Genomic DNA, 22,974 nt, shown 5'->3' with positions numbered 1-22,974 from the left:
CACCGGTATCCCGCGCAAACTGGCATACTTGTCGTAGGAAGACACGGGACGAGACCTCGTACGAGAGCCGGCACGAGACCTCGCACAGGGCTCGTCCGGCACACGGAACGAGCAGCGCGACGGAAGGGTGGGCGAGTCATGGGAATCCGCGACGATGCGGCCGAGATCCGAGCCCGCGGCTGGCGGACGCTCGCCGCGCTGCACGGGATGATCGACACCGCGCTGGAGAAGGCGCTCCAGGCCGAGTTCAAGCTCTCGGTGGTCGAGTACACGGTGCTGGAGGCGCTCTCCCGCCAGGACGGCTGGCACATGCGGATGCAGCAGCTGGCGCGGGCGGCGGCGCTGAGCAGCAGCGCGACGACCCGACTGGTGAGCCGTCTGGAGGACCGGGGCCTGCTCAGCCGCTTCCTCTGCGCGGACGACCGTCGCGGCATCTACACCGAGCTGACGCCCGAGGGCCGTGACCTGCTGACGGCCGCCCGCCCGGTGCACGACGCCGCCCTGGAGTCGACGCTGGCCGAGGCCACCGAGGTCCCCGAGCTGGCCCCGCTGGTCGAGTCGCTCGCCGAGCTCCATCCGGTCCACGCCAAGGCCTGAGGCCGAGTCGGGCCCGCCTTGGTCCGGGCGCTCCGTGCCGTCACTGTTCGCCGCCCTCAGGCGCGTGCCACGGGGCGGAAGGCGCGTCCGTCCCGGCGCCGAGGGCCCGCTGCGGCAGGACCCGGGGGGCGTACGGTCCGCCGTCCGGGCCGTTGTCCTGGTGGCCGGCGGGGTGGGCGACCGGTCCGCCGGCGGGTGGTCCGGCGGGGTGGTTCCCTGCGGGGCCGCCCGACAGGTCGTACATGCGCGGCAGCACGGGCCGGGGCACGACCACGGCGCCGGGGAGTCCGGGGATCTCGGCTCCGACCGGCAGCCCCCCGTAGGCCGGCGGCGCATCGACGCGTCCGGCATCGGCGGCATCGGCGGCACTGCCGGGCCCCGCCGCGCCCGTCCGGGGGTCGTGCGCGGCGTAGCGGACGGCGGGAGCCACCGGGGCGCCGAAGGGTCCCGGAGCCCCCTGGATCCCGCTCAGCAGCCCACCGTGCCCCTGGTCCGCCGCGTCCGACGGCTCCTCTCCGAGGCCGCCGTGCCCGGAACCCGAACCGGCGTCGGAACCGGAACCCGAACCGCCCCCCGAACCGGCGTCGGAACCGCCCCCGCCCACCGCCTGCCCGCCCTCCCCCGGAAGCGCGTCGGATGCCGGAGCCCGGGTGATCCGGGCCCCCGACGGCAGCCCGGGTACCGCGGCCGGCTGTCCGGCCTGCTCCAGCAGCGCTGACGGCACCAGCACCACGGCCCGGGTGCCGCCGTACGGGGACGGCCGCAGCGAGACCCGGACGTCGTGCCGGGCGGCGAGGCGCGCGACGACGAACAGGCCCAGCCGCAGGTCGTCGCCGAGCGCGGAGACGTCCAGCTCGGGCGGGTGGGCCAGGTAGTCGTTGAGCCGCTGGTACTCCTGCTCGGTCATGCCGAGCCCGCGGTCCTCGACCTCGACCGTCAGGCCGTCGGCGACCTCCTGCGCCGAGACCTGCACCTGGGTGTACGGTGGGGAGAAGGTGGTGCCGTTCTCGATCAGTTCGGCGACCAGGTGGATGACGTCGGCGACGGCCTGCCCGTCGAGCGAGACGCGCGGCACGCCCTGGACGACGACCCGGGAGTAGCTCTCGGTCTCCGAGACGGCGCTGCGCAGCACGTTGACGACGGGCACGGCGTTGCGCCAGCGCCGGGCGGGCAGGGCGCCGCCGAGGATGACCAGGTTCTCGGCGTTGCGCCGCATCCGGGTGGCCAGGTGGTCGACCGCGAACAGTTCGCGCAGCAGTTCCGGGTCCTCGTGCTCGCGTTCCAGCGCGTCGAGCATGCTGATCTGCCGGTGGATCAGGATCTGGGTGCGCCGGGCGATGTTGAGGAAGACCTTCTTCGTCCCTTCGCGCCCCTGGGCCTGGTGGACGATGGCGGCGGTCGCGGCCTGGCGGACGGCGGCGAGGCCCTCCGAGGTCTGCTGGATGTCGTCGCCGGCCCGCCGGGAGGGCGTCCAGACGGCCGGGGCGGGCACCTGCTCCCCGGCGCGCAGCCGCCCGACCACCTCGGGGATCTCCTGCTGGGCGAGCGCGAAGGTGTCGGCCCGCAGTTCGGACAGCCGCGCGGACAGCAGCACGGCGGTCCGGACGCCGCGGAACAGGCTGATCACCAGCACCAGGGCGACGGCGGCGCTGCCGGCCAGCAGTGCGGTGCGCTGTCCGGAGTCGCGCAGCAGGTAGAGGGCGTAGCCCCAGGCGGCGGCGAGGCCCAGGCAGGGGACCAGCACAAGGGCGAGGAGCGGGCTGCGGAGGGAGCCGGACCGGCCGGCGCGATGGCCCGTGCGGGGGGCCGGTTTGCCTGGCATCTGATTCCTTGCTGCAGGGCCGGGTCGCGGGACCGGGACGCCGCTCGGACCGGTGGGTCCGAGCGGCGGGTCGGTCCCGTACGGGGCGGCCGGGCTTCAGGGAGTCGAGGCCGGGGTGCCGGAGCCGGTGACGCGCTGCCACTGGCCCGGCGCGGTGCAGCAGGCCGCCGACGGCATGGAACGCTATCAGCCCCCGGTGCCGTCGGCGCAATATCAACTGGCCGGGAATGAACGGCTGATGGCGTCTCGACGCAGTCCGGTCCGGATGGTCCGCCGGCGCGACCCCGCAGCTCGCAGCCCTCGCCTCGACGGCACCGACGGTCCCCGGAGGGCGGGGACGGACCCCCGGGGAATTCGCCGGGAACAGGCCGAGTGCCGCTGTGGCGGGCGGGGTCTCAGCCCGCCAGCGGCATCGGCAGCACCCGTCCGCCCCTGCCCGGCGGCTTCTCCACCGAGGCCTCCCGCTGGGCGGAGAGTTCGCTCCAGGCCCAGCTGGTCAGGTCGGACAGTTCCGCCGACCACTGCTTTCCGTACGTGCCCGAGGCGAACTGCCCGAGCCGCAGCCGCTGGACGTCCGAGGTGCCGGCCGGTGGGTAGACGTGGGTGGCGTCCCGCAGGTAGCGCTCGATGCCGAACTCGGGCTGGAGGCCGCGGGCGGCATGGATCTCCAGGGCGTTGCGCGCCGAGTCCAGCGCGTACTCGGTGTTGATGAGCTTGGCGTTCATCAGCTCGGCGTCGCAGGTGCGGCCGTGGTCGAGCAGGTGGGAGGCGTGGTAGGCGGCGAGCCTGGCGGTCATCAGCCGGGACTGCATCTCGCCCAACTTGAGCATGATGTTCGGGAGTTGGTTGATCGGCTGGCCGTACAGGACGCGCCCCTCGGCGAACCGGACGGTGTCCTCGACGATCGCGGTGTGGATGCCGAGCGCGACGGCGGCGAGGTTGATCCGGCCGTAGAGGGTGGAGGAGGAGTAGGCGACGTCCAGTCCCTGCCCCTCCCTGCCGAGCCGGTTGCCGGCCGGGACGCGGCAGTCCTCCAGGAGGATCTCGCCGAAGCTGAAGCCGTGCAGCCCGCTCTGCGAGCCGGGGGAGCCGGTGCGGAACCCGGGGCGGTCGCTCTCGACCAGGAAGGCGGACAGGCCCCGACTGCCCTGGCCGGTGCGCAGGACCACGCCGTGCACGTCCCCGATGTGGGAGTTGCCGACGAAGCACTTGCGGCCGTTGAGCACGTACTCGTCGCCGTCGCGCACCGCGGTGCCGGTCATCCCGAGCACGTGCCCGCCGGATTCCGGCTCGGTGACGGCGATGGTCGGCAGGCACTCCCCGGAGGCGAACTTCGGCAGCCACTTGAGGCGTTGGGCCTGGGAGCCGTAGTGCAGGACCTTGGCCACGCCCAGCTGGGAGGCCTGCGCGATCGAGCCCGCGGCCCCGCTGACCCGGGCCAGCTCCTCGATGATCACGGTCTTGGCGACGTGCCCCAGGCCGAGGCCGCCGAACTCCCGCGGGATCGTCACACCGATCCAGCCCTGGCGGGCGATCTCCCGGGCCAGCTCGAACTCGATCTTCCGCTCGGTCTCCATCCTGGCCACCCGCGGACGCACCTCCTTCTCCGCGAAGTCACGGACCTCGGCGCGCAGGTCCTCGTGACGGTTGTCGGTGAAGTAGTCCATCGCCATGCTCCGGTCCTCTCGGTGGGTGCGGTGCCGTGCCTCCGTTCGTGCCGTCGATGCCGCTCCGGCAACCCCCGCGGGGGCCGTGGGTGTGCGGGAGTTCCGGCCGGTCGCCCCGGTGCGATCGGCGCATGCGTCACCGGGCGGTGTCCCGGTGACGGGCACCGTCCGTGTCTTCGGCAGGGCTCATTGTTGTATGGGGTGCCGGGGCATCCCATAGTCGATCTTTGATTGGCGCGATTCGGCCCGTCGCCACCCATGGGGGTTTCGCCCCCACCCCGGCCGGGAATCGATCTTCGCTTCCGTGACGGTCGGTCGACCGGTCGTTCACATGCAGTTTTGACGGGCCATCGGCAAGGCTGAGGAACGGTCGATCGGATCGGTCCGGGCGTTCTGATGTCTGGTTACATGTGCGCCATGACTGATGTGATGAGCACTCAAGGCCAGTTCCCGGGTGCCTCCGGCGAGTCCGCGCGAACCCGCAGGCTGCGCGGCCTTGGGCTCAACGACCCGTCCGCGGACGAGGCCTTCGACCGCTTCGCCCACCTGGCAGCCAGTATCACGCGCGCTCCCATCGCGATGGTCAACTTCATCAACGACGAACGCCAGATGTTCCGGGGGCTCTACATTCCGCCAAGTTCGGCCGACGCCAGGGCCGAGGACGGATCGTCCTGGGCGGACCGCGGCATCGCGTTCGACCTCCCCACCCGCGAGATGCCGCTGAGCCACGGCTTCTGCCCGCACGTGGTGGCCCAGCGCTCCCCCCTCGCCCTCGACGACATCCTCGCCTACCCCAGGTTCGCCGGGAACCCGGTGGTGGACGAACTCGGAGTCCGCGCCTACCTCGGCGCCCCGCTCGTCGACGACACCAACACCGTCATCGGCACCGTCTGCGTCCTCGACCGGGAACCCCGGCAGTGGGGGCGCGAACGGCTGCGCGACATCCAGCACCTCGCCGAGGCGCTGCTCTCCGAGATCCGGCTGCGCGACAGCCTGCTCGCGCAGCGCCAGGAGATGTTCGCCGCCTTCGACGGCTCGCCGTTCCCCATCATGCTCACCGAGGGCCCGGACCAGGAGATCCGGTACGCCAACGCCCAGCACGCCGACACCTTCGGCGCGCCCACGGCGTACGGGACGATCGCCGCCGCCTACCCGCAGCTCGGCGCCGCGGGCCTCGAACGGACCGTCGTGGAGGCCTACCACACCGGCCGCGCCGCCGTCCTCGACGACGTCCGGATCCAGTCGACCCGTCCCGACGCGCAGCGCGGACGGCAGGTCTTCAGCTTCACCTGCACTCCGCTGCGGGCCGCGCTCACCGGACGGATCAGCGGCGTCCTCACCGTCGGCATGGACATCACCGCCCAGTCCCGCACCGAGGAGGAGCTCGGGACGCTGGCGGCCCTGCTCGTCGACAGGCTCCAGCAGAGCGGCGCCTCCGTGCCCGGCCGCCCGGCCGTCCCCGGCGGGGCCGGGCCCGGTCTGCCCGGCTGAACTCCGGCCGGTGCGGACCGTCCACCACCGTGGCGGGGCGCCTCTCACCCCCGTGGAGAGGACCCCGCCACGCTGCCGTCCGGCGCCGGGAGTCCGGCGGGAGTCCGGCGGCAGTCCGGCGGAACCTCGCCGGAATCCCGCCGGGAGTCGGCCGCGGACTCCGGAGGGAGTCGGCCGGGAGTCGGCCCGTAGTCCGGGACGGGAGTCCGCCGAGGGCCGCCGGACTCCGCGGCCCGGGCCGAGCGGGTGAACCCTCCCCGCTCCGCGGCCCCGACCGGGCCCGCGCCCGGGGTGCCGGATGGTAGGCATGGGCCGCATGGACTGGTTCGCCGCCCCCGACTACTGGCTGAGCCGGCTGCTCGTCCAACGCCTGCTCGCCGCCGTCTACCTGATCGGATTCCTGGCCGCCGCCGCGCAGTTCCGCGCCCTGATCGGCGCCGACGGCATGCTGCCGGTGCCCCGCTTCACCGCCCGGGTCCCGTTCCGCCGCTCGCCCGGACTGTTCCACCTCCACTACAGCGACCGGTTCTTCGCCGCCGTCGCCTGGAGCGGCGCCGCGCTCGCCGCCGCCGTGACGGCCGGACTCGGCGACGCCGTCCCGCTCTGGGCGTCGATCCTGCTGTGGGCGCTGCTCTGGACGCTCTACCTCTCCATCGTCAACGTCGGGCAGACCTGGTACTCCTTCGGCTGGGAGTCCCTGCTGCTCGAAGCCGGCTTCCTCGCCGCCTTCCTGGGCAACGCCGACACCGCCCCGCCCACCCCGGTGCTGTGGCTGATGCGGTGGCTGGTCTTCCGGGTCGAGTTCGGCGCCGGACTGATCAAGCTGCGCGGCGACAGCTGCTGGCGGGACCTGACCTGCCTCCAGTACCACCACGAGACCCAGCCGATGCCCGGACCGCTCAGCTGGTTCTTCCACCACCTGCCCGCCCCGCTGCACCGGGTCGAGGCCGCCGCCAACCATGTCGTCCAGCTGGTCGTACCGATCGGCCTGCTCCTGCCGCAGCCGATCGCGAGCGGTGCGGCCTGCGCCGTCCTCGCCACCCAGCTCTGGCTGGTCGCGTCCGGCAACTTCGCCTGGCTCAACTGGCTGACCATCGCCCTCGCCCTCGCCGCCGTCCAGCCGGACCGGCTCGGCCTGCCCGTCCACGCCCGCGCCTACCCCGGCACGCCGGTCTGGTACGAGGTGCTGGTGATCGCGCTGACCGTCGCCGTCGTGGTGCTCAGCTACTGGCCGGTGCGCAACATGATCTCCCGCGGACAGGCCATGAACCGCTCCTTCAACCGGTTGCACCTCGTCAACACCTACGGCGCTTTCGGCAGCGTCAACCGGCTCCGCCAGGAAGTGGTGGTCGAGGGCACCGACGAGGCGGTGCCCACCCCGCACACCGTCTGGCGCGAGTACGGCTTCAAGGGCAAGCCCGGCGACGTGCGCCGCCGCCCGCGCCAGTTCGCGCCCTACCACCTGCGGCTCGACTGGCTGATGTGGTTCGCCGGCATCTCCCCCGCCTACGCCCGCCCCTGGTTCCTCCCCTTCGTCGCCCGCCTGCTGTCCGGCGACCGGGCCACCCTGCGCCTGCTGCGCCACAACCCGTTCCCGGACACCCCACCGACCCACGTCCGGGCGACCCTCTATCTCTACCGGTTCACCGATTGGCGCGAACTGCGGGAAACCGGCGCGTGGTGGCACCGCACCGTGCTCGGCGAATACCTCGCGCCGGTCGACCTGCACGCCCTCGGCCGGGCCGGCTACCGCCCGCCGCTCGGCCGACGGGGCCCGGCAGGCGGCCGCGGCGTTCGGGAGGTGCCGATGGAGCGGTCGCGCCGGAGCGTCCGCAGGCCCGGCGGCGGTCCCGACGGCCGCCCCGACCGTCGGGGCGGCCCGTCCGGGGCAGGGCCGCGCGAGCCGCGGTGAGGAGCCGCCGCGGGGCCCGCGCCGGGCCGCGACGAGGAGCCGTGAGCAGCGAAGAGGCCCGTCCGGGCCACTGCTGGGCCACCGCCGGGTCGCCGCCGGGGACGCCGCCAGGCCCACCCGGTCGGACCGCCCGAGTGGCGGCCAGGCGGGCGGTATGGCATACGACACCCGTCCGTCGGGGCGGTGGGTGCGTGCAAGGCTCGAACGGGCACCCGTATTCTGGGCCTCCACAACCGGCAGCCCGACCGCGCGCCCCCAGCCCCGCCCCAGGGGCGACCCCGCGCAACCGGTCCGCCGCCCCCTCGCCGCCAGCCCCGCCGTCGTCGCCCAGAACCGGACCTCACATGACAGTGCTTCACTCGCGCAACGCCGACGCAGCCGACCCGGCGGACGTCGCCGACGCCGCAGACGTCAAGGACCCCCAGGACGCCGCGGCGGAGCCCGACCTCCGCGAGGACCTCGGCCGCTACGCCGAGCTCGGGGCCTTCACGCTCGCCGCCGAGACCCACGCCTGGTACGCGGCCGTCGACACCGTCGCCACCCCCGAGGACGCCCGCGCCGCCTCCACGGCCCTCGCCGAACTGCGCGGCAGCGACCTCCAGGAGACCTGGGAGGCCGTCACCGCCCTCGCCGCCGACGTCAAGCTGGACGAGCCCGACACCGTCGCCAAGACCGCGCTGCTGATCGAGATGCTCCAGCGGGTGCACCGCACCTCCCAGACCCTCTTCCCCGCCGCGTACGACGCCGACCTCAGCACCCTCGCCGCCGCCACCGCCGACAGCACCTGGCGCCGCGAGAACGGCGTCAAGCTCTCCTGGCTGCGCGGCCGCTCGCTGCGCAAGCAGGCCGTCGCGCTCGCCGCCGACCGCCGCATCCGCCGGGAGGACCTGCACGAGGCCCTCACCTCCGCGGAGATCGAGCGCCGTGCCTGGGCCGCGCTCGCCCCGGACGGCACCCTCCCGCGGGTGCCCACCGACGGCGCCCTGGTCGACCGCACCGCCCAGGCCTTCGAGGCGATCAACACCGGCCTGCGAGGCCTCGCCCGCCTGCTGCCCGACCACGACCTGGACGGGCTGCCCTTCGCCGAACTGATCGACCTGGTCGAGCGGCTCGCCGCCGACGAGGGCACCCTCTACCGCCTGCCCACCATCCGCGGCCTGCGCGTCGGCCTGGAGGAGGCCGGCCTCGCCGACCTGCTCGCCGAACTCGCCGCCGCCAAGGCCGACCGGCGCGCGGCCGAGGCCGCCTACACGGCCCGCCAGGCGCTGGCCGCCGGGCAGCGGGACGGACTGGCGGGGAAGGCCACTGCCGCCGAGGAGGCGGCGGTCGAGGAGCCGGCGGGCGTCGAGGACGTTGCCGAGGCCGCGGCTGAGGTCGCCGCTGAGGTTGACGGCGAGGCTGCCGGTCCTGAGGCCGGTACCGAGGTCGGTGCGGAGGCCGCTGACGAGGTTGCGGCCGAGGAGTCCGGGACCGAGGAGTCGGCGGAGCAGGCTGACGCCGAGGCGGCCGCCCTGCAGGCGCTGGCCGGTGGGCAGCGGGACGGGCTGGTGGAGGAGGCCCCGGCGCTGGTGACGGCTCCGGCGGAGGAAGCCGACGAGGCCGCCGCGGCGCCCGAGGCCGCTGAGGCAGAGGCCGAGATCAAGACCGAGGCCGAGATCAAGACCGAGGCCGAGACCGAGACCGAGGCCGAGACCGAGACCGGGAGCGACGTCGAGGTCGAGGCGGAGACCGGGAGCGACGTCGAGGTCGAGGCGGAGACGTCGGCGGACGCGGGCGCCGCTGACGACGAGCAGACGACGGCGCAGGCCGACGAAGAGACCCCGGCCCCGACGGTCACCCTCCCGGCGCCCTCCCCGGCGGCCGACGACCTGGTGGCCGCCGCGACCGCCGCCCTGGCCGAGGCCGAGACTGCGGAGGAGCCGGAACCGGAGGCCGCCCCGGCTGCCGAGGTCGTCGAGGTCGTCGAGCCTGAGCCCGAGCTTGAGCCCGCTGTCGAGGAACCGACCGTCGAGGCCGCCGACACCGTTGAGGCCGAGGAGGGTGCGGCCGAGGAGTCGGTCGTCGAGACCGACACGCCGGCGATCGAGGCTGCTGAGCCTGCCGTCGAGGTCGAGGAGACCGCTGCCGAGGTTGTGGTCGAGGAGCCGGCAGCCGAGGCTGAGACCGAGCCGGCCGTCGAGCCTGAGCCTGAGCCTGAGCCTGAGCTTGAGCCCGCTGTCGAGGAACCGACCGTCGAGGCCGCCGACACCGTTGAGGCCGAGGAGGGTGCGGCCGAGGAGTCGGCCGTCGAGGTCGCGGCTGAGGCTGAGGCTGAGTCTGAGGCTGAGTCTGTGGTCGAGGCCGAGCCCGAGACCGTTGTCGAGGACCCCGTCGCCGAGGCCGAGCCCGAGGCGGTTGCTGTGGAATCGGCGCAGCCGGTGGTCGAGCCCGAGGTTGCCGTGGAGGCGCCTGCGGTTGAGGCCGAGGAGCCCGTCGTCGAGGCCGGGGCCGTCATCGAGGACAGCGTCGTCGAGCCTGAGCCCGAGCCGGTCGTCGAGCCCGAGCCGGTTGTCGAGCCGGAGCCCGCCGCCGAAGCCCCCGCTGCCGAGCCGGAGGCCGACGCCCGTCCTGCGAAGCCGGACTTCACGCCCGGGCGCCCCGTGACCGCCTACTCCGCCGACGAGCTGCTCGCCGTCGTGCGGTGGGTGGACGGTGACGGTGTCGAGCGGACCGACGAGGAGCTGCTGCGGGCGGCCATGAAGGAGCTGGGCTTCGCCCGCCTCGGCCCCCGGATCAAGGAGGCCCTGGGCGCCGCCGTCACCGCCGCGCGCGGCTGACGACGAAGGACCCGCAGGGCCGAGGGCCCGGGACGCGAGCACGCGTCCCGGGCCCTGTCGCGTTCCGGAGCGCTTCCGTCGGAACCAGGGCCCGTGCTCACTCGCCCTCGGCGGCCCCCGCTCGCCGGTATGTCGCCGTCGAGTGGCGGTCAGCCTATGAGGCGGTGCCCGCGCCGCCCGGACCGTAGGGGTGGTCGAGGGCCTGCCGCAGCACGGCGGGGGCGGTCACCAGCGACGGCCCGTACCAGGTCAGGTGCCGTCCGCTGACCAGTGCCGCCGGCGTGTCCGGGAACGCCTCCGGGCCGTCCTCGGCGGTGAAGCGGTACGGCTCGTCCGGCAGGACCACCAACTCGGGTCGGCAGGCGAGCAGTTCGGGCAGCGGAACGGCCGGGTAGCGCTCGGGGTGGTCGGCGTGGACGAGCCGCAGGCCCAGGCGGCGCAGCAGGTCCCCGGCGAAGGTGTCGCGGCCGAGGACCATCCACGGGCGGCGCCAGATCGGCACGACGGTCCGTGGGCCGCCGGCCTCCGGAGGCGTGCTGCCGCTCCCGACCGGGGCCCAGGCCGCCTCCGCCTCGTCCAGCCAGCGGGGCCGGGGCAGTCCGCAGGCGGTGGTCAGCAGCCGGTCCAGGGAGCGGAAGGCGTCGTCCAGGGTGCGGATGTCGGTGACCCAGACCGGGACGCCGGCCGCCCGCAGCGCGTCCAGGTCGGGGCGCCGGTTCTCCTCGTCGTTGGCGAGGACGAGGTCCGGTGCGAGCGCGAGGACGCGCGGGACGTCCGGGTTCTTGGTGCCGCCGATCCGGGCGACGGACAGGTCGGCGGGGTGGCTGCACCAGTCGGTGGCGCCGACCAGCAGCCCGGGCGCGGTGGCGGCGAGGGCCTCGGTCAGCGAGGGCACCAGCGAGACCACCCGGCGGGGCGGACGCGGCCCGAGCCGGACGGGGAGGTCGAGGTCGTCGCGGAGCGGGGCGGTGGGGTCGGCCATCCGGCCAGCCTACGTCCGGCTCCTCGGTGAGGGGGCCGTGGCGACGGCGTGCTGCCGCGAATCGCGGGGAACCCATCGTGCCGGCCGCCCGACTACCTGGTCCGGGTCCGCAGCACGGGCCCTCGACACGATCACCCACGACCAGCATCGAGCACGGTCACCGGCGCCGTCACCGAGCACCGTCACCGAGCCCGATCACCGACCAGGAGGAAGTTGTCATGCGCCCTCGCGTCGTCTGCGGAATCGCGGCCGCCGTCGCCCTGTTCGCCACGGCCTGCGGAAGCGGGAGCGGGGGCGGGCCGAGTGCCTCCGTCTCCGTCCAGGCCGAGTCGGGCGGCGGATTCCCCGTCAAGGTCGCCGACTGCGCGGGCAAGGAGACCAGCATCGCCAAGGCGCCCGCCAGGATCGTCACCAGCAACGCCGCCAGTCTGGAGCTGCTGCTCCAACTCGGCGCGGGGGAACGGGTGATCGGCACGGGCTTCCCGCCCGGCAAGGGGACCCTGCCCGCCGCCCTCGCCGAGCAGGGCGCCAAGGTGCCGGCGCTCGGGGACAAGGGCATACCCAAGGAGAAACTGCTCGGCTCCGGCGCGGACCTCTACGTGGACACCTTCGGCGCGATGCCGATGATGGGCGGCGGCGCCACCGGGCCGAGCGAGGAGGAGTACGCGGCGGCCGGCATCCAGCACGTGTACCTGCTCTCCACCGCCTGTGCCGGGACGCCGAAGGCCGCCAAGGCGCCGCGCACCGACCTCGCCGGGATCGAGGAGGACGTCCGCCGGCTCGGCGCCGTCACCGGGACCGCCGCGCGGGCGGAGGAACTGGTCGCCGGGATGGAGAAGCAGCTCGGTGAGGTCCGTACCGCGCTCGCCGCCGTGCCGGAGGCGCAGCGGCCGAGCTACTTCGTCTTCGACTTCGACGCCGGCACCAAGCAGCCGGTGGCGGTCTGCGGCCGGCAGGTCGCCAACGCCGTGATCAGCCAGGCCGGGGCGCGCAACGTGTTCGCCGACTGCGACGCCGACTTCAAGACCGGTTCCTGGGAGGACGTGGTCGCCAAGAACCCGGACTGGATCCAGCTGGCCGTGCGCAACCGGGGCAGCGAGGAGGCCACCCGCAAGGCCTTCGACGAGGCCGAGGCCTTCCTGAAGGGCTTCCCGGCCACCCAGGGCCTGAAGGCCGTCCAGGAGGGGCACTTCGTCCGGCTGGGCTCCGAGGTGACCACGATCGCGGGGGTGCGCAACGCCGAGGCCGTCCGGCAGATCGCCGCCACCGTCCACCCGGACCTCGTCAAGAGCGGGAATTAGCCGGTGACTTCGGCCATCGCTCGGAACGAGCGCGGCGAAGCCCGCCCGGCCCGCACCCTGCGGGCCGGGCCGCTGGCCGCCGCCCTCGCCGTCGCCCTGGTGCTCGCGCTGACCGCCGCCGTCTCGCTCGGCTCGGTGGACGTCCCGCCCGGCGAGGTCTGGTCGGTGGTCGTCCGTCGGCTCACCGGCCAGACCGCCGAACCTGGCACCCGTGACCTCATCGTCTGGCAACTGCGCGTCCCGCGCGCCTTGTTGGCGGCCGTGGTGGGTGCCGGACTCGGCCTGGTCGGCACCGCCGTGCAGGCCCTGGTCCGCAACCCGCTCGCCGACCCCTACCTGCTCGGCATCTCCTCCGGGGCCTCGCTCGGCGCGGTCGCCGCCATCGTCCTCGGCACCACCCTCGGGCTCCAGCTCTCCTTCGGCAGCGCGCTCGGCCTCACCGTCTCCCTGGCGGCGTTCGCCGGCGCGCTCGCCGCCTTCTCGCTGGTCTGGCTGATGGCCCGGCGCGGCGGCGGCTTCTCCCCGCTGCGGCTGGTCCTCGCGGGCATCGGCATCGCCCAGTTCCTCGGCGGCATCACCAGCTACCTGGTCCTGCAGACCCGTGACGAGCAGCAGACCAGGGGCGTGCTGTTCTGGCTGATGGGCAGTCTCGGCGGCGCCGTGTGGGCCCAACTCGCCGTTCCCGCCGTCGCCGTGGCGCTCGGCCTGGCCCTGCTCCAGGCCCGCGCCCGGGGGCTCAACGCGATGCTGATGGGTGACGAGACGGCCGCCGGGCTCGGCGTGGACGTCACCCGGCTGCGCCGCGAGGTCTTCGTCGTCACCAGTGTGCTCACCGGGGTGCTGGTCGCCGTCTCCGGGGCGATCGGCTTCGTCGGACTGATGGTGCCGCACGTGTGCCGGCTGCTGGTCGGCGGCGACCACCGGAGGCTGCTGCCGCTGTCCGCGCTCACCGGGGCGCTGCTGCTGGTCGTCGTCGACACGGTGGCCCGCACCGCCCTGGACGGCCAGGAACTGCCGATCGGCGTGGTCACCGCCGTCCTCGGCGCCCCCACCCTGCTCTACCTGCTGGACCGACGACTGGAGCGCAGTTGAGGATCGCCGTCGAGGACCTGAGCGTCGCCCTGGCCGGCCGGACGGTGCTGGCCGGGGCCAACCTGATCGCCGAGGAGGGGGAGATCGCCGGACTGGTCGGGCCCAACGGCAGCGGCAAGTCCAGCCTGCTGCGCACCGTCTACCGGCACCTGCGACCCAGCGCCGGCCGGGTGCTGCTGGCCGGCCGGGACCTCGCGGACCTGCGGCCCGCGCAGTCCGCCCGGCACATCGGGGCACTGCCCCAGGAGCGCGGCGGCGACTTCGAGTTGAGCGTCCGCGAGGTGGTCGCGATGGGTCGCACCCCCTATAAGCGGGCCTTCGCGGCCGACGACGCCGAGGACCACCGGGTCACCGCCGAGGCGCTGGCCAGGGTCGGCATGGCCGGGGCCGCCGACCGCCGGTTCACCCGACTCTCCGGCGGCGAACGGCAACGGGTGCTGCTGGCCCGGGCGCTCGCCCAGCAGCCGGACGTCCTGGTGCTGGACGAGCCGACCAACCACCTGGACGTCCGGCACCAGGTGGAACTGCTCGCCCTGCTCCGGGAACAGCGCCGTACCACCCTGGTCGCCCTGCACGACCTCAACGCCGCCGCCTCGGTCTGCGACCGGCTGCACGTCCTGCACCAGGGGGTCCTGGTGGCCTCCGGGACGCCGCGCGAGGTGCTGACCGCCGAGCTGCTGGCCGAGGTCTTCGGCGTACGGGCGGCGGTGGTCGAACACCCGCTCACCGGCGACCCGTTGATCGCCTTCGACCACCGGGCCCCGGCGGCGGCGCAGGCCGCCGTGCCGGGGCGGTAGCGCGCGCCGGCACTGTTCCCGGCAGCTCCCGTTCCACCGGCACCCGTTCCACCGGCCTCCGATCTACCGGCACTCGTAGTGGCTCGGCCGACCGTCCCGCAGGACCAGTCGGCCGAGCCGTGCGGCTTCCGCACTGCGCAGCAACTCGCGGTCGCCGTCGGTGCGGTGGAGCACCGCGGAGTGCCAGGGCGTGATCCAGGCGTCGGCCGCCGCCAGCAGCCGGATGCCGAACTTGGACGCCCCGGCCGGCTGCGGGTGGATGGAGAGCCGGACGGCACGCGGGTGGTGCTCGGCGATCAACTCGCCCCAGGCGCGGCTGCGCTGGATCACGCCGTAGGCGCGGCGGCGGCACTCCCGCTGGAGGGCGGAGCGGGTGCCGGTGAAGCCGACGGTGTCCTCGGTGAGGAAGCGGGTGATGCCCCGGTAGAGCCGCAGGGTCTCCTCCTCGGTCAGCACCTGTTCGCGCAACTCCTCGACGCTCGGCGCGTACCGGGCGTGCACCCGGGCACGCTTCTCGTCGTAGGGGAGGTCGCCGAGGACGGCCCGAAGGTCGAAGGTGTCGAGGCGGGTCAGGCCCTCGCGGGCGATCATGGCGGTCAGGGCGTCCGAGTAGGCGTCTATGTGGTCGTCCGGGACGTTGATCAGGTCGCCGAAGATGTGCCCGTCCGAGCAGATCAGGATGCGTGCGCCGGGTGCGTACAGGCGGCCGATCTCGGCGCACAGCCCGTCGAGGAAGGTCAGCGACAGCCGTTCGCCCTCGTCCGGCAGGTGGCCGAGCACCTTCGCCGGGTTCGGTGACTTGCAGGGGAAGCCGGGCAGGGTCAGGACGATCGGTTCGCCCGCGGCGATGAAGTCCGCCAACTGGGCGAGCTGGAGCGGGAAGTGCTCCGGGCGGGCTTCGAACTCCGGGTCCGCGGCGCGGCGGTGCGGCAGCAGCAGGCCGAGGACGCGGGCGGCGAGCCGCTCGGCCGACGGGCGGTCCTGGGGGCCGGCGGTGACGGCGGCGGTGACGGGCGTGACGGCGGTGTCGGGGGTGACGGGGGTGGTGGCGGCAGGGGCGGTGCCGACGGGCGGCATGGGGTCCTCCACGGAAGATGGTGCGGTGCGGCTTCGGGCTACGGGCTGCGGATGACGGTCAACCGGCTCCGGGCGGTCGGAGCCGGGGTTCGGGGCAGCGGGTGCGATGTGCCCCGGTGATCAGTGGCGGTGGTCGTAGGCGACCGGCAGCCGGTTCACTCCGCGCGCCAGGACGGCCGGGATCCAGGTCAGGTCCGCCAGGCCGTCGCCGGGTGCCTCGGCCGGGCGCAGGCCGGGCAGTCGGGTGAGCAGGGTGGCGAGGGCGACCTGGAGTTCGGCCCGGGCGAGCGCGGCACCGGGGCAGTAGTGGATGCCGTGACCGAAGGCCAGATGGGCGTTGGGAGTGCGGTCCAGGTCGAGGCGGTCGGGATCGGGGAACTGCTCGTCGTCGCGGTTGGCGGCGCAGAGCGAGACGATCACGGAGTCGCCGGCCGGGACGACGGTGCCGAACAGGTCGCTGTCCTCGGCGAAGAACCGCCAGGTGGTGAGCTCGAACGCGGCGTCGTGGCGCAGCAGTTCCTCCACCGCACGGGCGAGCCTGCCGGGTTCGTCGACGCCCTCGCGCAGCCTGGCGAGCTGCTCGGGGTGGCGCAGCAGCGTGACCAGCATGGTGGTGATCTGGTTGGTGACCGGCTCCTGCCCGGCGACCAGCAGCTGGAACACCATCGAGTCGAGCTCCGCGCGGCTCAACTCGCCCTCGTCATGGGCGCGGACGAGTCGGCCCAGCAGGTCCTCCCCGGCCACCCAGCCCGGTTCCCGGCAGTCGAGACGCTTGCGGGCGACGACATCGGCGATGTACGTCTGGAGGCCGCGCAGCCGCGCTTCGTACGCCGGACGGCCGGGGTCCTGCGGGCCGACCGGCTGGACCACCTTGCCCCAGTCACGGTCGAATCGCTCCGCCAACTCGCTCGGCAGACCGATGACTTCGGCGAGCACCCGGAAGGGGTAGTGGGCCGCGAAGCCGGCCACCAGGTCCGCCCCGCCGGACTTCGGCAGCTCGTCCACCAGCGCGTCGGCCAGCTCCTGGAACCGGGGGCGCAGCGACTCCACCCGGCGCGGAGCGAAGGCGTCCAGCACGAGTCTGCGCATCGAGGTGTGCTTGGGCGGGTCCTGGTGGAGCAGGTGCACCTGGAGCTGCGAGTGCTGCGGCTCGGGCATGATCGACGCCAGCCGGCGCCAGTTGTCGTTGCCCAGGGAGTGGTTCTTGCCCAGGCGGGGGTCGTTGAGGGCCGCGTGGGCGGCCCGGTGGCCGGTGACCAGCCAGGCGTGGATGCCGCTCGGGAACTCCACCCGGTGCACCGGCCCGGCCTCGCGCATCCGCCGGTAGAGCGGGTACGGGTCGCGCTTGTACGCCGGGCCGTACAGCGGGACGGGGGAGGGCAGCCGGTCGTACCCGTACGGGCAGCGCGCGGCGTCGTCGGTGGCGGCCGGCTCGGGGCTCGTCGCGGGGTTCGGGTCGGAGGTCGTGTCGGGGGTCGTGTCGGTCATCTGAGGGGGTCCTTCGGTGGTGGGCGGGGCCGGCGTTGGAGGGCGGTGCCGTGCAGGGCGGTGCCGTGCCGTGCAAGGGAGTTGTGGGGGGTGGTGTGTTGCGGGGCTGTGCGTTGCGGGGAGGTCAGGACTCGGGGCGGCGGTACAGGGCGAGCAGGGCGACGGCGGTGGCCGCGACCAGGGCGGCCAGAGCGATCCCGGCGCGCGTCCCGGTGGTGTCGCGGGTTCCGGCCAGGGCGGCGGCGGTGCCGAGGGCCGGGCCGAGCGCGAAGCCGAGGCTGCGGGCGAGCTGGACGGCGGAGCCGGCGGTGGCGAGCTTCCCGGGCGGGGAGGCGGACATCACCAGGGCCTGGGTGGGGCCGCCGTTGAGGCCCATGCCGGCGCCGGCGAGGGCCAGTCGTGCGGCGATGTCGACGGCGGACCAGCCGGGGTCCAGCGGGACGAGCAGGGCCAGGCCGAGGGTGGTGACGGCGGCGCCGGTGAGCGCGGTCGGACGGGCGCCCCAGCGGTCGGCCAGCCGGCCGCCGACCCGGCCGGCCAGCACCATGCCGAGCGGGAACGCCAGCATGGTGAGGGCGGTGGCGGTGGCGCTCTCGCCCCGGGGGCCGCGCAGGTGCTGGGCGAGCAGGTAGTGGCAGGCCGCGAAGCCCGCGGCGAGGGCCAGCACCGAGGCGTTGACTCCGGCGGTCCCGGCGGCCCGCAGCACTTCGGCCACCGGCCGGCCGCCCGGGCGGCGAAGCCAGAGCAGCACCAGCGGCCCGGCGGGCAGGGCGAGCAGCAGCCACATCGGGGCCTGCGGGGCCAGGGTGAGCCCGAGCAGCGTGGCGGCGACGGCGGCGCCGATCAGCGCGGCGTCACCGAGCGAGGACCGGTCGGGCGGCCGCAGCCCGCCGCGGCGCGGGGCGTGGCGCCGCACGATCAGGACGGCGGCCAGGCAGACCGGCAGCTTGACGAGGAAGATCGCCCGCCAGCCCAGGTGGTCGAGCAGCAGACCGCCGACCACCGGCCCGGTGACGGCGCCGAGCGGGCCGAGCGTCGCGGGCACGCTCATCGCCCGGCCGCGCAGCTCGGGCCGGACGGAGGTGGCGGCGAGCACCGGCATCAGGACGAAGAGCACGGCTCCGAAGGCGCCTTGGAACAGTCGCGCCGCGATCAGCCAGCCGGCCCACGGAGCGCAGGCGGCCAGCACGCTGCACAGGGCGAAGCAGCCGACTGCGAGCAGCAGGGCCGAGCGGGTGCCGACCTGGTCCAGCCACCGACCGGCGGGCAACAGCAGAGCGACGAGCGGGAGTTGGTACCCGAGGACGGCCCACTGGGCGACCCCGGGGGAGACGTGCAGACCGGCCGAGATGTCGGTGAGCGCGAGGTTGACCACGTTCATGTCGAGCATCGCGACGAAGGAGAGCAGGCCGGCGGCCACGACCAGGCTCCAGCGGTCGACCGGTTCCTGCTGACGTTGCGTCAGGGATTGGTCGGTCGGGGTCGGTTGCGCGGTCATGAAGTCCCTCCGTCTCCCGTGCTGCCGGACCGGACACCGCCTCGGCGGCGGGGTCCGGTACAGCAGTCGGTGGCGCAGGGGTTCCGGTTCCGAACACCTGGGGGATTTCTTTCCGGGGGTGGTGGGGTGCGGTGGCGGACCGGTCGACGGCCGACGGATGACAACGTTCAGCGAACAGATGACAGATTTCGAAATCTGTCATCTGTTCGCCGTCAGCCGTCAGCCGTCAGCCGTCAGCCGTCGACCGTTCGCCGCTTGCCCGCCGCTCAGCAGGCGGTCGCGAGGTCCCCGGCCTCGGCGGCGCGCAGGCGGGCCACCAGTTCCTCCCGCGCCCGGGCGACCCGGGAGCGGACCGTTCCGACGGGGCAGCCGGCGACCTCGGCCGCCTCGGCGTAGCTCAGTCCGACCACCTGCGTCAGCACGAAGGCCTCCCGCCGCTGGGCGGGCACCCGGTCGAGCAGGTCACCGAGCGCGATGCCGTCCTCGAACCCGGCCGTCGGCGCACCGCCCTGCCGCTCCGCCGCCTCCTGCCAGTCCGGCAGTGCCGCGCAGCGCGGCCGGGCGGCGGCCATCCGGTACCGGTCGATCACCGCGCGCCGGGCGATCGACAGCAGCCAGGTGCGGGCCGAGGAGCGCCCGGCGAACGCGGGCAGGCCGCGCAGGGCGCGCAGGAAGGTCTCCTGCGCGAGGTCGTCGGCGGACTGCACGTCGGTCAGATGGGCGACGAAGCGCCAGACGTCCCGCTGGGTCGCCCGGACGAAGGCCTCGACGTCCGCCGCCCGCCCGGAGCGGGCGGTCAGCGCCAGTGCGGTGAGCTGTTCGTCATCCACGGCGGCCCCCCACCCGGCCGGTCCCGACACGACGCTCGTGCGAGACGATGGTCATATGAGATGCGCGCAGTTTCGTACCGCTCTGTCCGCCCGGCTCGACGGCGAACCGAGCGGCCTGCCGGAGGGCCGGCTGGACAAGCACGTCGCGCGCTGCCACGGCTGCCGGGAGTGGCTGGCCCGGGCCGAACAACTGCGCGGTCTGGTGGGGGCAGGCGCCGCCGACGGGCCCTCGCCCGAGTGGTCGGCCCGGCTGCTGGCCGGTCTCGGCGAGGACCGGCCGGGAGATCGCGCACCGAACGGTCCGCGGGCCGTCGAGGGCTAGGCGCGGCCAAGGCGCGCGGAGGGGCGGGAGCGGCAGGAAGGGGGCGCCGGCCGGAGCCGGTGCGCCGTCGAAGTGAGGCATGGGAAGGTCCCGAGGGGAAGGCGGGGACGGCGTCGCGCAGCGCGACCCCGTCGGCGTCCATGGGCAGCCGCGCGGCACACCGGCCCCCGGGGAGGCACAGCGGCGTACGCGAGCCCGCACCCTGACGGCACGACGGCACGAGGCGTGGCCGTACGGCAGGGCGACCTGCCCGTCGCGGGGGTCCCGGCGACCGTGGTCGGCCGGATGGGAAGGGGCGGCGGGCGCGTCAGCAGGCGAGGGCGAACGCCGGCGGCCCACGCCGGACCACGGCATGCGTCAGCAGCACCGACCGGGGTGGCCGGGCCCGGTCGTCGACCGGGCGGGGCGGCGCCGGGGCCAGGTGGCCGAAGGGGCGCGCGAACAGCGCCAGCAGCGGGAGCAGCAGGACCCCCGCCACCACCGAGCCGAGCGCGCCGAGCAGCTCGAAGAGCCGGACGAGGGCCGCGTCACCGCGCCAGAGCAGGAGCGCACACGCCAGCGCGGCGAGCAGGTGGGCGGCGGTCATCCCCGGCGACATGCCGTGGGACATCCCGTGCGCCATGTCGTGCGCTGGTCCGCCGACCAGGCCCTGCGCCGCGTCGTACGACCCGTCGCCGTGGAACGTGCCGTCCGGCATCACGTGCGACCCGGCAGGCATGCCCGTCGTGTTCGTCATGCCGGTCGTCCCGGTCGTCCCTGTCATCTCGGACAGGTCGGGGCGCACGGTCGTCACGCCCGGCACTCCGTGACGCGTTCCCGCCGTCGACCGCAGGCTGCCGGTGATCGGTGGGACGTCCGGGTCGATGCCCGCCATCCGTGCCAGTTCGATCGGGGAGAGCCCGCCGGGCGCCCGGTCGGGGTTGCAGAGCAGGAGGGCGGTCCAGTCCGTGGTGGCGAGCTGGCCGAGGCCGCCGCCCCCTCGGGAGAGCGCCCCGGCCTGTTGGAACAGCTGGTGCAGCGCGGTCTGGGCCACGACCATCCAGAGGCTGATCACCCCGAGTCCGCGGCGCTTCCCGGCGAGCAGCCAGGTCAGCCCGAGGACCGCCCCGAACCCACCGGCCAGCACGCTCGGCGAGACCCCGGGTCCGGCCATGGCGACGTGCGCGGTGGCGGCCATCGCCACGCACAGCGCGGCGAAGACCACGGCGCGCAGCAGGCGGATCCGGTCGGTCATCACGATGGCACTCATCGTCGCACCCGCCCCGCCCGGCCCGTACCGCACCCTCCGATCATGGCTTGTTCTGTGCCGTGAGACCATGCCCGGCCGCTCGCCCCGAGGCCCGCCGGACCACCTCCCTGTCCCGTCTCCCGGATCGTCTCCCGGATCGCCTCCCGGTCCGGCTCATGGCCTGGCTCATGCTCCGGCGCGCCGGGCCGAACAATCACTGGTACGACCATCGGGGCGGTTTGACAGCGCGGTACCCCATGCTCACTTAATGTGCGTCACCCAGTACGGTGCGTATCGGGATGATGCCGTCCAGAAGCAGGGAGGTCCGGCCTTGGAGACCCCGACGGATACCTCGGCGCCCATTGCCGACAGTGCCGAGTCCGCTGCCCCCGCGGAGCCGAGCGTCCCGCAGCAGGCGACGGCCCCGAGAAGCGCGACGGCGCCGAACGAGGCGAAGGCTCCGGCCGACGCCGAGGAACCCGCCGAGCCGGCCGAGGCCGCCGAACCCGCCGAGCAGCCCAAAGCCGCCGAACCCGCTGAACCCGCCGAGCCGGCCGAGGCCGCCGAGGCCGCCGAGGCCGTTGAACCCGCCGAGCGTGCTGAAGCGGCTGAGCCGGTCGAGCGCGCTGAAGCCGCCGAGTCGGCCGAAACCGCTGGAACCCCCGGGCCGGTCGAACCAGCCGAGGCCGCCGGAGCCGCCGAACCGGGCGAACCCGTGGAGCAGGCCGCCTCGCCCGAGCCCGCCGACCTCGCCGACCCTCGCTTCTGGCAGCTGCCGGCCCCCGCCCGTGCCGCCGCCTTCGCCGAGCTGCGCAGCCGCCCCGCCCCGGTGTTCTTCGGCGACCGTGCCACCGGCCGGGGCTTCCACGCCCTGGTCCGCCACGCCGACGTGGTCGAGGCCAGCCGCACCCCGGCCGTCTTCCTCAGCGGCCCCGGCGTGACCACCCCCGTCCCGGCCCGCTGGGTCCGGCTGCTGTTCGGCGACTCGATGGTCAACCTGGACGATCCCCGTCACGCCCAGCTGCGCCGGATCGTCTCGCGGGCGTTCACCCCGCGGCTGCTCGACCGGGTCGAAGAGGACATCCGGCGGATCAGCACCGAGTTGGTCGACCGGATCGAGCGCGAGCGGCCGGAGGACTTCGTGACCACGGTCGCCGCCGAACTCCCGTTCCAGGTGATCTGCACCATGATGGGCATCCCGGAACGGCCCCGCCGCACCATCCTCGACCTGGTCAACCGCACCTCCGAGGACATCGGCGTGGCCCGCCCGCTGCGCCGCCGGCTGCGGGTGCCCGGGCGGGGGCTGCGGGCGCTCGCCCGGATGCAGGGCATCGTCGCCGGGATCGGCCGCCGGCGCCGTCGCCGGCCCGAGGAGGACCTGATCTCCGCGCTGGTCACCGCGGACGTGGACGGCCGCCGGCTCACCGGGCGCGAGCTGGGCGCCTTCTTCAGCCTGCTGCTGGTCGCCGGGGTCGAGACCACCCGCAACGCGCTGGCCCACGGCCTGCACCTGCTGACCGTCCATCCCGAGCAGCGGGCCCTGCTGCTCGCCGACCTCGACGGCCTGCTCGGCGGCGCGGTGGACGAGATGGTCCGACACTCCACGCCGATCATCCAGTTCAACCGGACCCTCGCCGTCGACCACGAGCTGGGCGGCTCCGGCGGACCGCTGCTGCGCGCGGGCGAGAAGGTCGCGCTGTTCTACGGCTCGGCCAACCGCGACGAGGAGGTCTTCCCCGACCCGGACGCCTTCGACATCACCCGCACGCCCAACCCCCACCTCGGCTTCGGCGGTGGCGGTCCGCACTACTGCCTCGGCGCGCACCTGGCCCGGCAGGAGATGACGGCGCTGTTCCGCGAGCTGTTCACCCGCCTGCCCGAGGCCCGGTCGGTCGGCGAGCCGCAGCTCGTCCCGTCCAGCTTCGACCACCGGGTCCGCTCGCTGCGCTTCACCTTCTGAGCCTGCCGAGCGTTCTGGGCCTCCCGAGCGTTCTGGACCCCCGGGCCTTCTGGACCCCGCGAGCGGCGTCAACCGTCGCACCCGGCCGGTCGGC

At 74.5% G+C, this 22,974-nt stretch carries 17 protein-coding genes; 9 read left to right on the top strand and 8 right to left on the bottom strand.

Annotation, left to right across the window (positions count from 1 at the left end; translation table 11 throughout):
• Window positions 1–138: 138 nt before the first annotated feature.
• On the top strand, window positions 139–597 hold the full coding sequence (locus ACFWP2_RS18640) for a MarR family winged helix-turn-helix transcriptional regulator (RefSeq protein WP_380452547.1): 459 nt from the start codon (window positions 139–141) through the stop codon (window positions 595–597).
• Between the two features lie 40 nt (window positions 598–637).
• Here ACFWP2_RS18640 and ACFWP2_RS18635 read toward each other — a convergent pair whose 3' ends face one another.
• Both ACFWP2_RS18635 and ACFWP2_RS18630 read right to left on the bottom strand, forming a co-directional pair.
• Window positions 638–2,341, bottom strand: coding sequence for a sensor histidine kinase (locus tag ACFWP2_RS18635; protein ID WP_380452545.1), 1,704 nt, complete (start codon window positions 2,339–2,341; stop codon window positions 638–640).
• Window positions 2,342–2,814: 473 nt separating this feature from the next.
• Window positions 2,815–4,092, bottom strand: a complete 1,278-nt coding sequence (locus ACFWP2_RS18630) for an acyl-CoA dehydrogenase family protein (protein ID WP_380452543.1) — start codon at window positions 4,090–4,092, stop codon at window positions 2,815–2,817.
• Window positions 4,093–4,503: 411 nt separating this feature from the next.
• Here ACFWP2_RS18630 and ACFWP2_RS18625 point away from each other — a divergent pair, with 411 nt between their 5' ends.
• The 3 genes from ACFWP2_RS18625 (at window position 4,504) to ACFWP2_RS18615 (ending at window position 10,305) form a co-directional block, all read left to right on the top strand.
• On the top strand, window positions 4,504–5,577 hold the full coding sequence (locus tag ACFWP2_RS18625) for a GAF domain-containing protein (protein ID WP_380452540.1): 1,074 nt from the start codon (window positions 4,504–4,506) through the stop codon (window positions 5,575–5,577).
• A 316-nt stretch (window positions 5,578–5,893) separates the two neighbouring features.
• The gene (locus ACFWP2_RS18620) at window positions 5,894–7,489 is read left to right on the top strand and encodes a lipase maturation factor family protein (protein ID WP_380452734.1); all 1,596 of its coding nucleotides are present in this window, start codon (window positions 5,894–5,896) and stop codon (window positions 7,487–7,489) included.
• 344 nt (window positions 7,490–7,833) lie between these two features.
• Entirely contained in the window at window positions 7,834–10,305 is a 2,472-nt protein-coding gene (locus tag ACFWP2_RS18615; RefSeq protein WP_380452538.1) for a hypothetical protein, read from the top strand.
• A 154-nt stretch (window positions 10,306–10,459) separates the two neighbouring features.
• On the opposite strand, the gene ACFWP2_RS18610 is transcribed toward ACFWP2_RS18615, so the two are convergent.
• Window positions 10,460–11,287: a helical backbone metal receptor gene (locus ACFWP2_RS18610; protein ID WP_380452536.1), complete on the bottom strand. Its 828-nt coding sequence runs from the start codon at window positions 11,285–11,287 to the stop codon at window positions 10,460–10,462.
• A gap of 218 nt (window positions 11,288–11,505) precedes the next feature.
• On the opposite strand from ACFWP2_RS18610, the gene ACFWP2_RS18605 reads away from it, so the two are divergent.
• Genes ACFWP2_RS18605 through ACFWP2_RS18595 form a run of 3 tightly spaced genes read left to right on the top strand, consistent with a single transcriptional unit; the run spans window position 11,506 to window position 14,477 of the window.
• A complete protein-coding gene (locus ACFWP2_RS18605; RefSeq protein WP_380452534.1) occupies window positions 11,506–12,588 on the top strand; it encodes an ABC transporter substrate-binding protein in 1,083 nt (360 codons plus the stop codon).
• A gap of 3 nt (window positions 12,589–12,591) precedes the next feature.
• Window positions 12,592–13,680 carry a FecCD family ABC transporter permease gene (locus ACFWP2_RS18600; protein ID WP_380452532.1) on the top strand — a complete coding sequence of 363 codons (1,089 nt, stop codon included), beginning with the start codon at window positions 12,592–12,594 and terminating at the stop codon, window positions 13,678–13,680.
• Window positions 13,677–14,477 (top strand): ABC transporter ATP-binding protein, encoded by an 801-nt coding sequence (locus ACFWP2_RS18595; protein WP_380452530.1) that lies wholly within the window; start codon window positions 13,677–13,679, stop codon window positions 14,475–14,477. Before ACFWP2_RS18600 ends, ACFWP2_RS18595 begins: the two co-directional genes overlap by 4 nt.
• A 63-nt stretch (window positions 14,478–14,540) precedes the next feature.
• Here the strand turns inward: ACFWP2_RS18595 and ACFWP2_RS18590 are convergent, their stop codons facing one another.
• The 4 genes from ACFWP2_RS18590 to ACFWP2_RS18575 form a co-directional block, all read right to left on the bottom strand.
• Window positions 14,541–15,554 carry an L-tyrosine/L-tryptophan isonitrile synthase family protein gene (locus tag ACFWP2_RS18590; protein WP_380452527.1) on the bottom strand — a complete coding sequence of 338 codons (1,014 nt, stop codon included), beginning with the start codon at window positions 15,552–15,554 and terminating at the stop codon, window positions 14,541–14,543.
• A 120-nt stretch (window positions 15,555–15,674) separates the two neighbouring features.
• A complete protein-coding gene (locus tag ACFWP2_RS18585) occupies window positions 15,675–17,042 on the bottom strand; it encodes a cytochrome P450 (RefSeq protein WP_380452525.1) in 1,368 nt (455 codons plus the stop codon).
• Between the two features lie 124 nt (window positions 17,043–17,166).
• On the bottom strand, window positions 17,167–18,540 hold the full coding sequence (locus ACFWP2_RS18580) for an MFS transporter (protein ID WP_380452523.1): 1,374 nt from the start codon (window positions 18,538–18,540) through the stop codon (window positions 17,167–17,169).
• Window positions 18,541–18,806: 266 nt separating this feature from the next.
• The gene (locus ACFWP2_RS18575) at window positions 18,807–19,370 is read right to left on the bottom strand and encodes a sigma-70 family RNA polymerase sigma factor (RefSeq protein WP_380452521.1); all 564 of its coding nucleotides are present in this window, start codon (window positions 19,368–19,370) and stop codon (window positions 18,807–18,809) included.
• A 55-nt stretch (window positions 19,371–19,425) separates the two neighbouring features.
• On the opposite strand from ACFWP2_RS18575, the gene ACFWP2_RS18570 reads away from it, so the two are divergent.
• Window positions 19,426–19,692 (top strand): zf-HC2 domain-containing protein, encoded by a 267-nt coding sequence (locus ACFWP2_RS18570; RefSeq protein WP_380452519.1) that lies wholly within the window; start codon window positions 19,426–19,428, stop codon window positions 19,690–19,692.
• A gap of 307 nt (window positions 19,693–19,999) precedes the next feature.
• Here the strand turns inward: ACFWP2_RS18570 and ACFWP2_RS18565 are convergent, their stop codons facing one another.
• Window positions 20,000–20,941, bottom strand: a complete 942-nt coding sequence (locus ACFWP2_RS18565) for a hypothetical protein (protein WP_380452517.1) — start codon at window positions 20,939–20,941, stop codon at window positions 20,000–20,002.
• Window positions 20,942–21,635: 694 nt separating this feature from the next.
• On the opposite strand from ACFWP2_RS18565, the gene ACFWP2_RS18560 reads away from it, so the two are divergent.
• Complete coding sequence (locus ACFWP2_RS18560) at window positions 21,636–22,880, top strand: cytochrome P450 (RefSeq protein WP_380452732.1); 1,245 nt, start codon at window positions 21,636–21,638, stop codon at window positions 22,878–22,880.
• Window positions 22,881–22,974 lie beyond the last annotated feature (94 nt).

The organism is Kitasatospora sp. NPDC058444 (assembly GCF_042721415.1).
Taxonomy (GTDB): domain Bacteria; phylum Actinomycetota; class Actinomycetes; order Streptomycetales; family Streptomycetaceae; genus Kitasatospora.
The sequence above is the reverse complement of the archived record's forward strand: the minus strand, read 5'-3'. Positions and strand labels throughout refer to the sequence as shown.

Coding starts and splice junctions, on each gene's coding strand:
- ACFWP2_RS18605 (WP_380452534.1), top strand. CDS start 11,506: ATGCGCCCTCGCGTCGTCTGCGGAATCGCGGCCGCCGTCGCCCTGTTC.
- ACFWP2_RS18580 (WP_380452523.1), bottom strand. CDS start 18,540: ATGACCGCGCAACCGACCCCGACCGACCAATCCCTGACGCAACGTCAG.
- ACFWP2_RS18590 (WP_380452527.1), bottom strand. CDS start 15,554: ATGCCGCCCGTCGGCACCGCCCCTGCCGCCACCACCCCCGTCACCCCC.
- ACFWP2_RS18585 (WP_380452525.1), bottom strand. CDS start 17,042: ATGACCGACACGACCCCCGACACGACCTCCGACCCGAACCCCGCGACG.
- ACFWP2_RS18630 (WP_380452543.1), bottom strand. CDS start 4,092: ATGGCGATGGACTACTTCACCGACAACCGTCACGAGGACCTGCGCGCC.
- ACFWP2_RS18610 (WP_380452536.1), bottom strand. CDS start 11,287: ATGGCCGACCCCACCGCCCCGCTCCGCGACGACCTCGACCTCCCCGTC.
- ACFWP2_RS18565 (WP_380452517.1), bottom strand. CDS start 20,941: ATGAGTGCCATCGTGATGACCGACCGGATCCGCCTGCTGCGCGCCGTG.
- ACFWP2_RS18625 (WP_380452540.1), top strand. CDS start 4,504: ATGACTGATGTGATGAGCACTCAAGGCCAGTTCCCGGGTGCCTCCGGC.
- ACFWP2_RS18615 (WP_380452538.1), top strand. CDS start 7,834: ATGACAGTGCTTCACTCGCGCAACGCCGACGCAGCCGACCCGGCGGAC.
- ACFWP2_RS18570 (WP_380452519.1), top strand. CDS start 19,426: ATGAGATGCGCGCAGTTTCGTACCGCTCTGTCCGCCCGGCTCGACGGC.
- ACFWP2_RS18620 (WP_380452734.1), top strand. CDS start 5,894: ATGGACTGGTTCGCCGCCCCCGACTACTGGCTGAGCCGGCTGCTCGTC.
- ACFWP2_RS18640 (WP_380452547.1), top strand. CDS start 139: ATGGGAATCCGCGACGATGCGGCCGAGATCCGAGCCCGCGGCTGGCGG.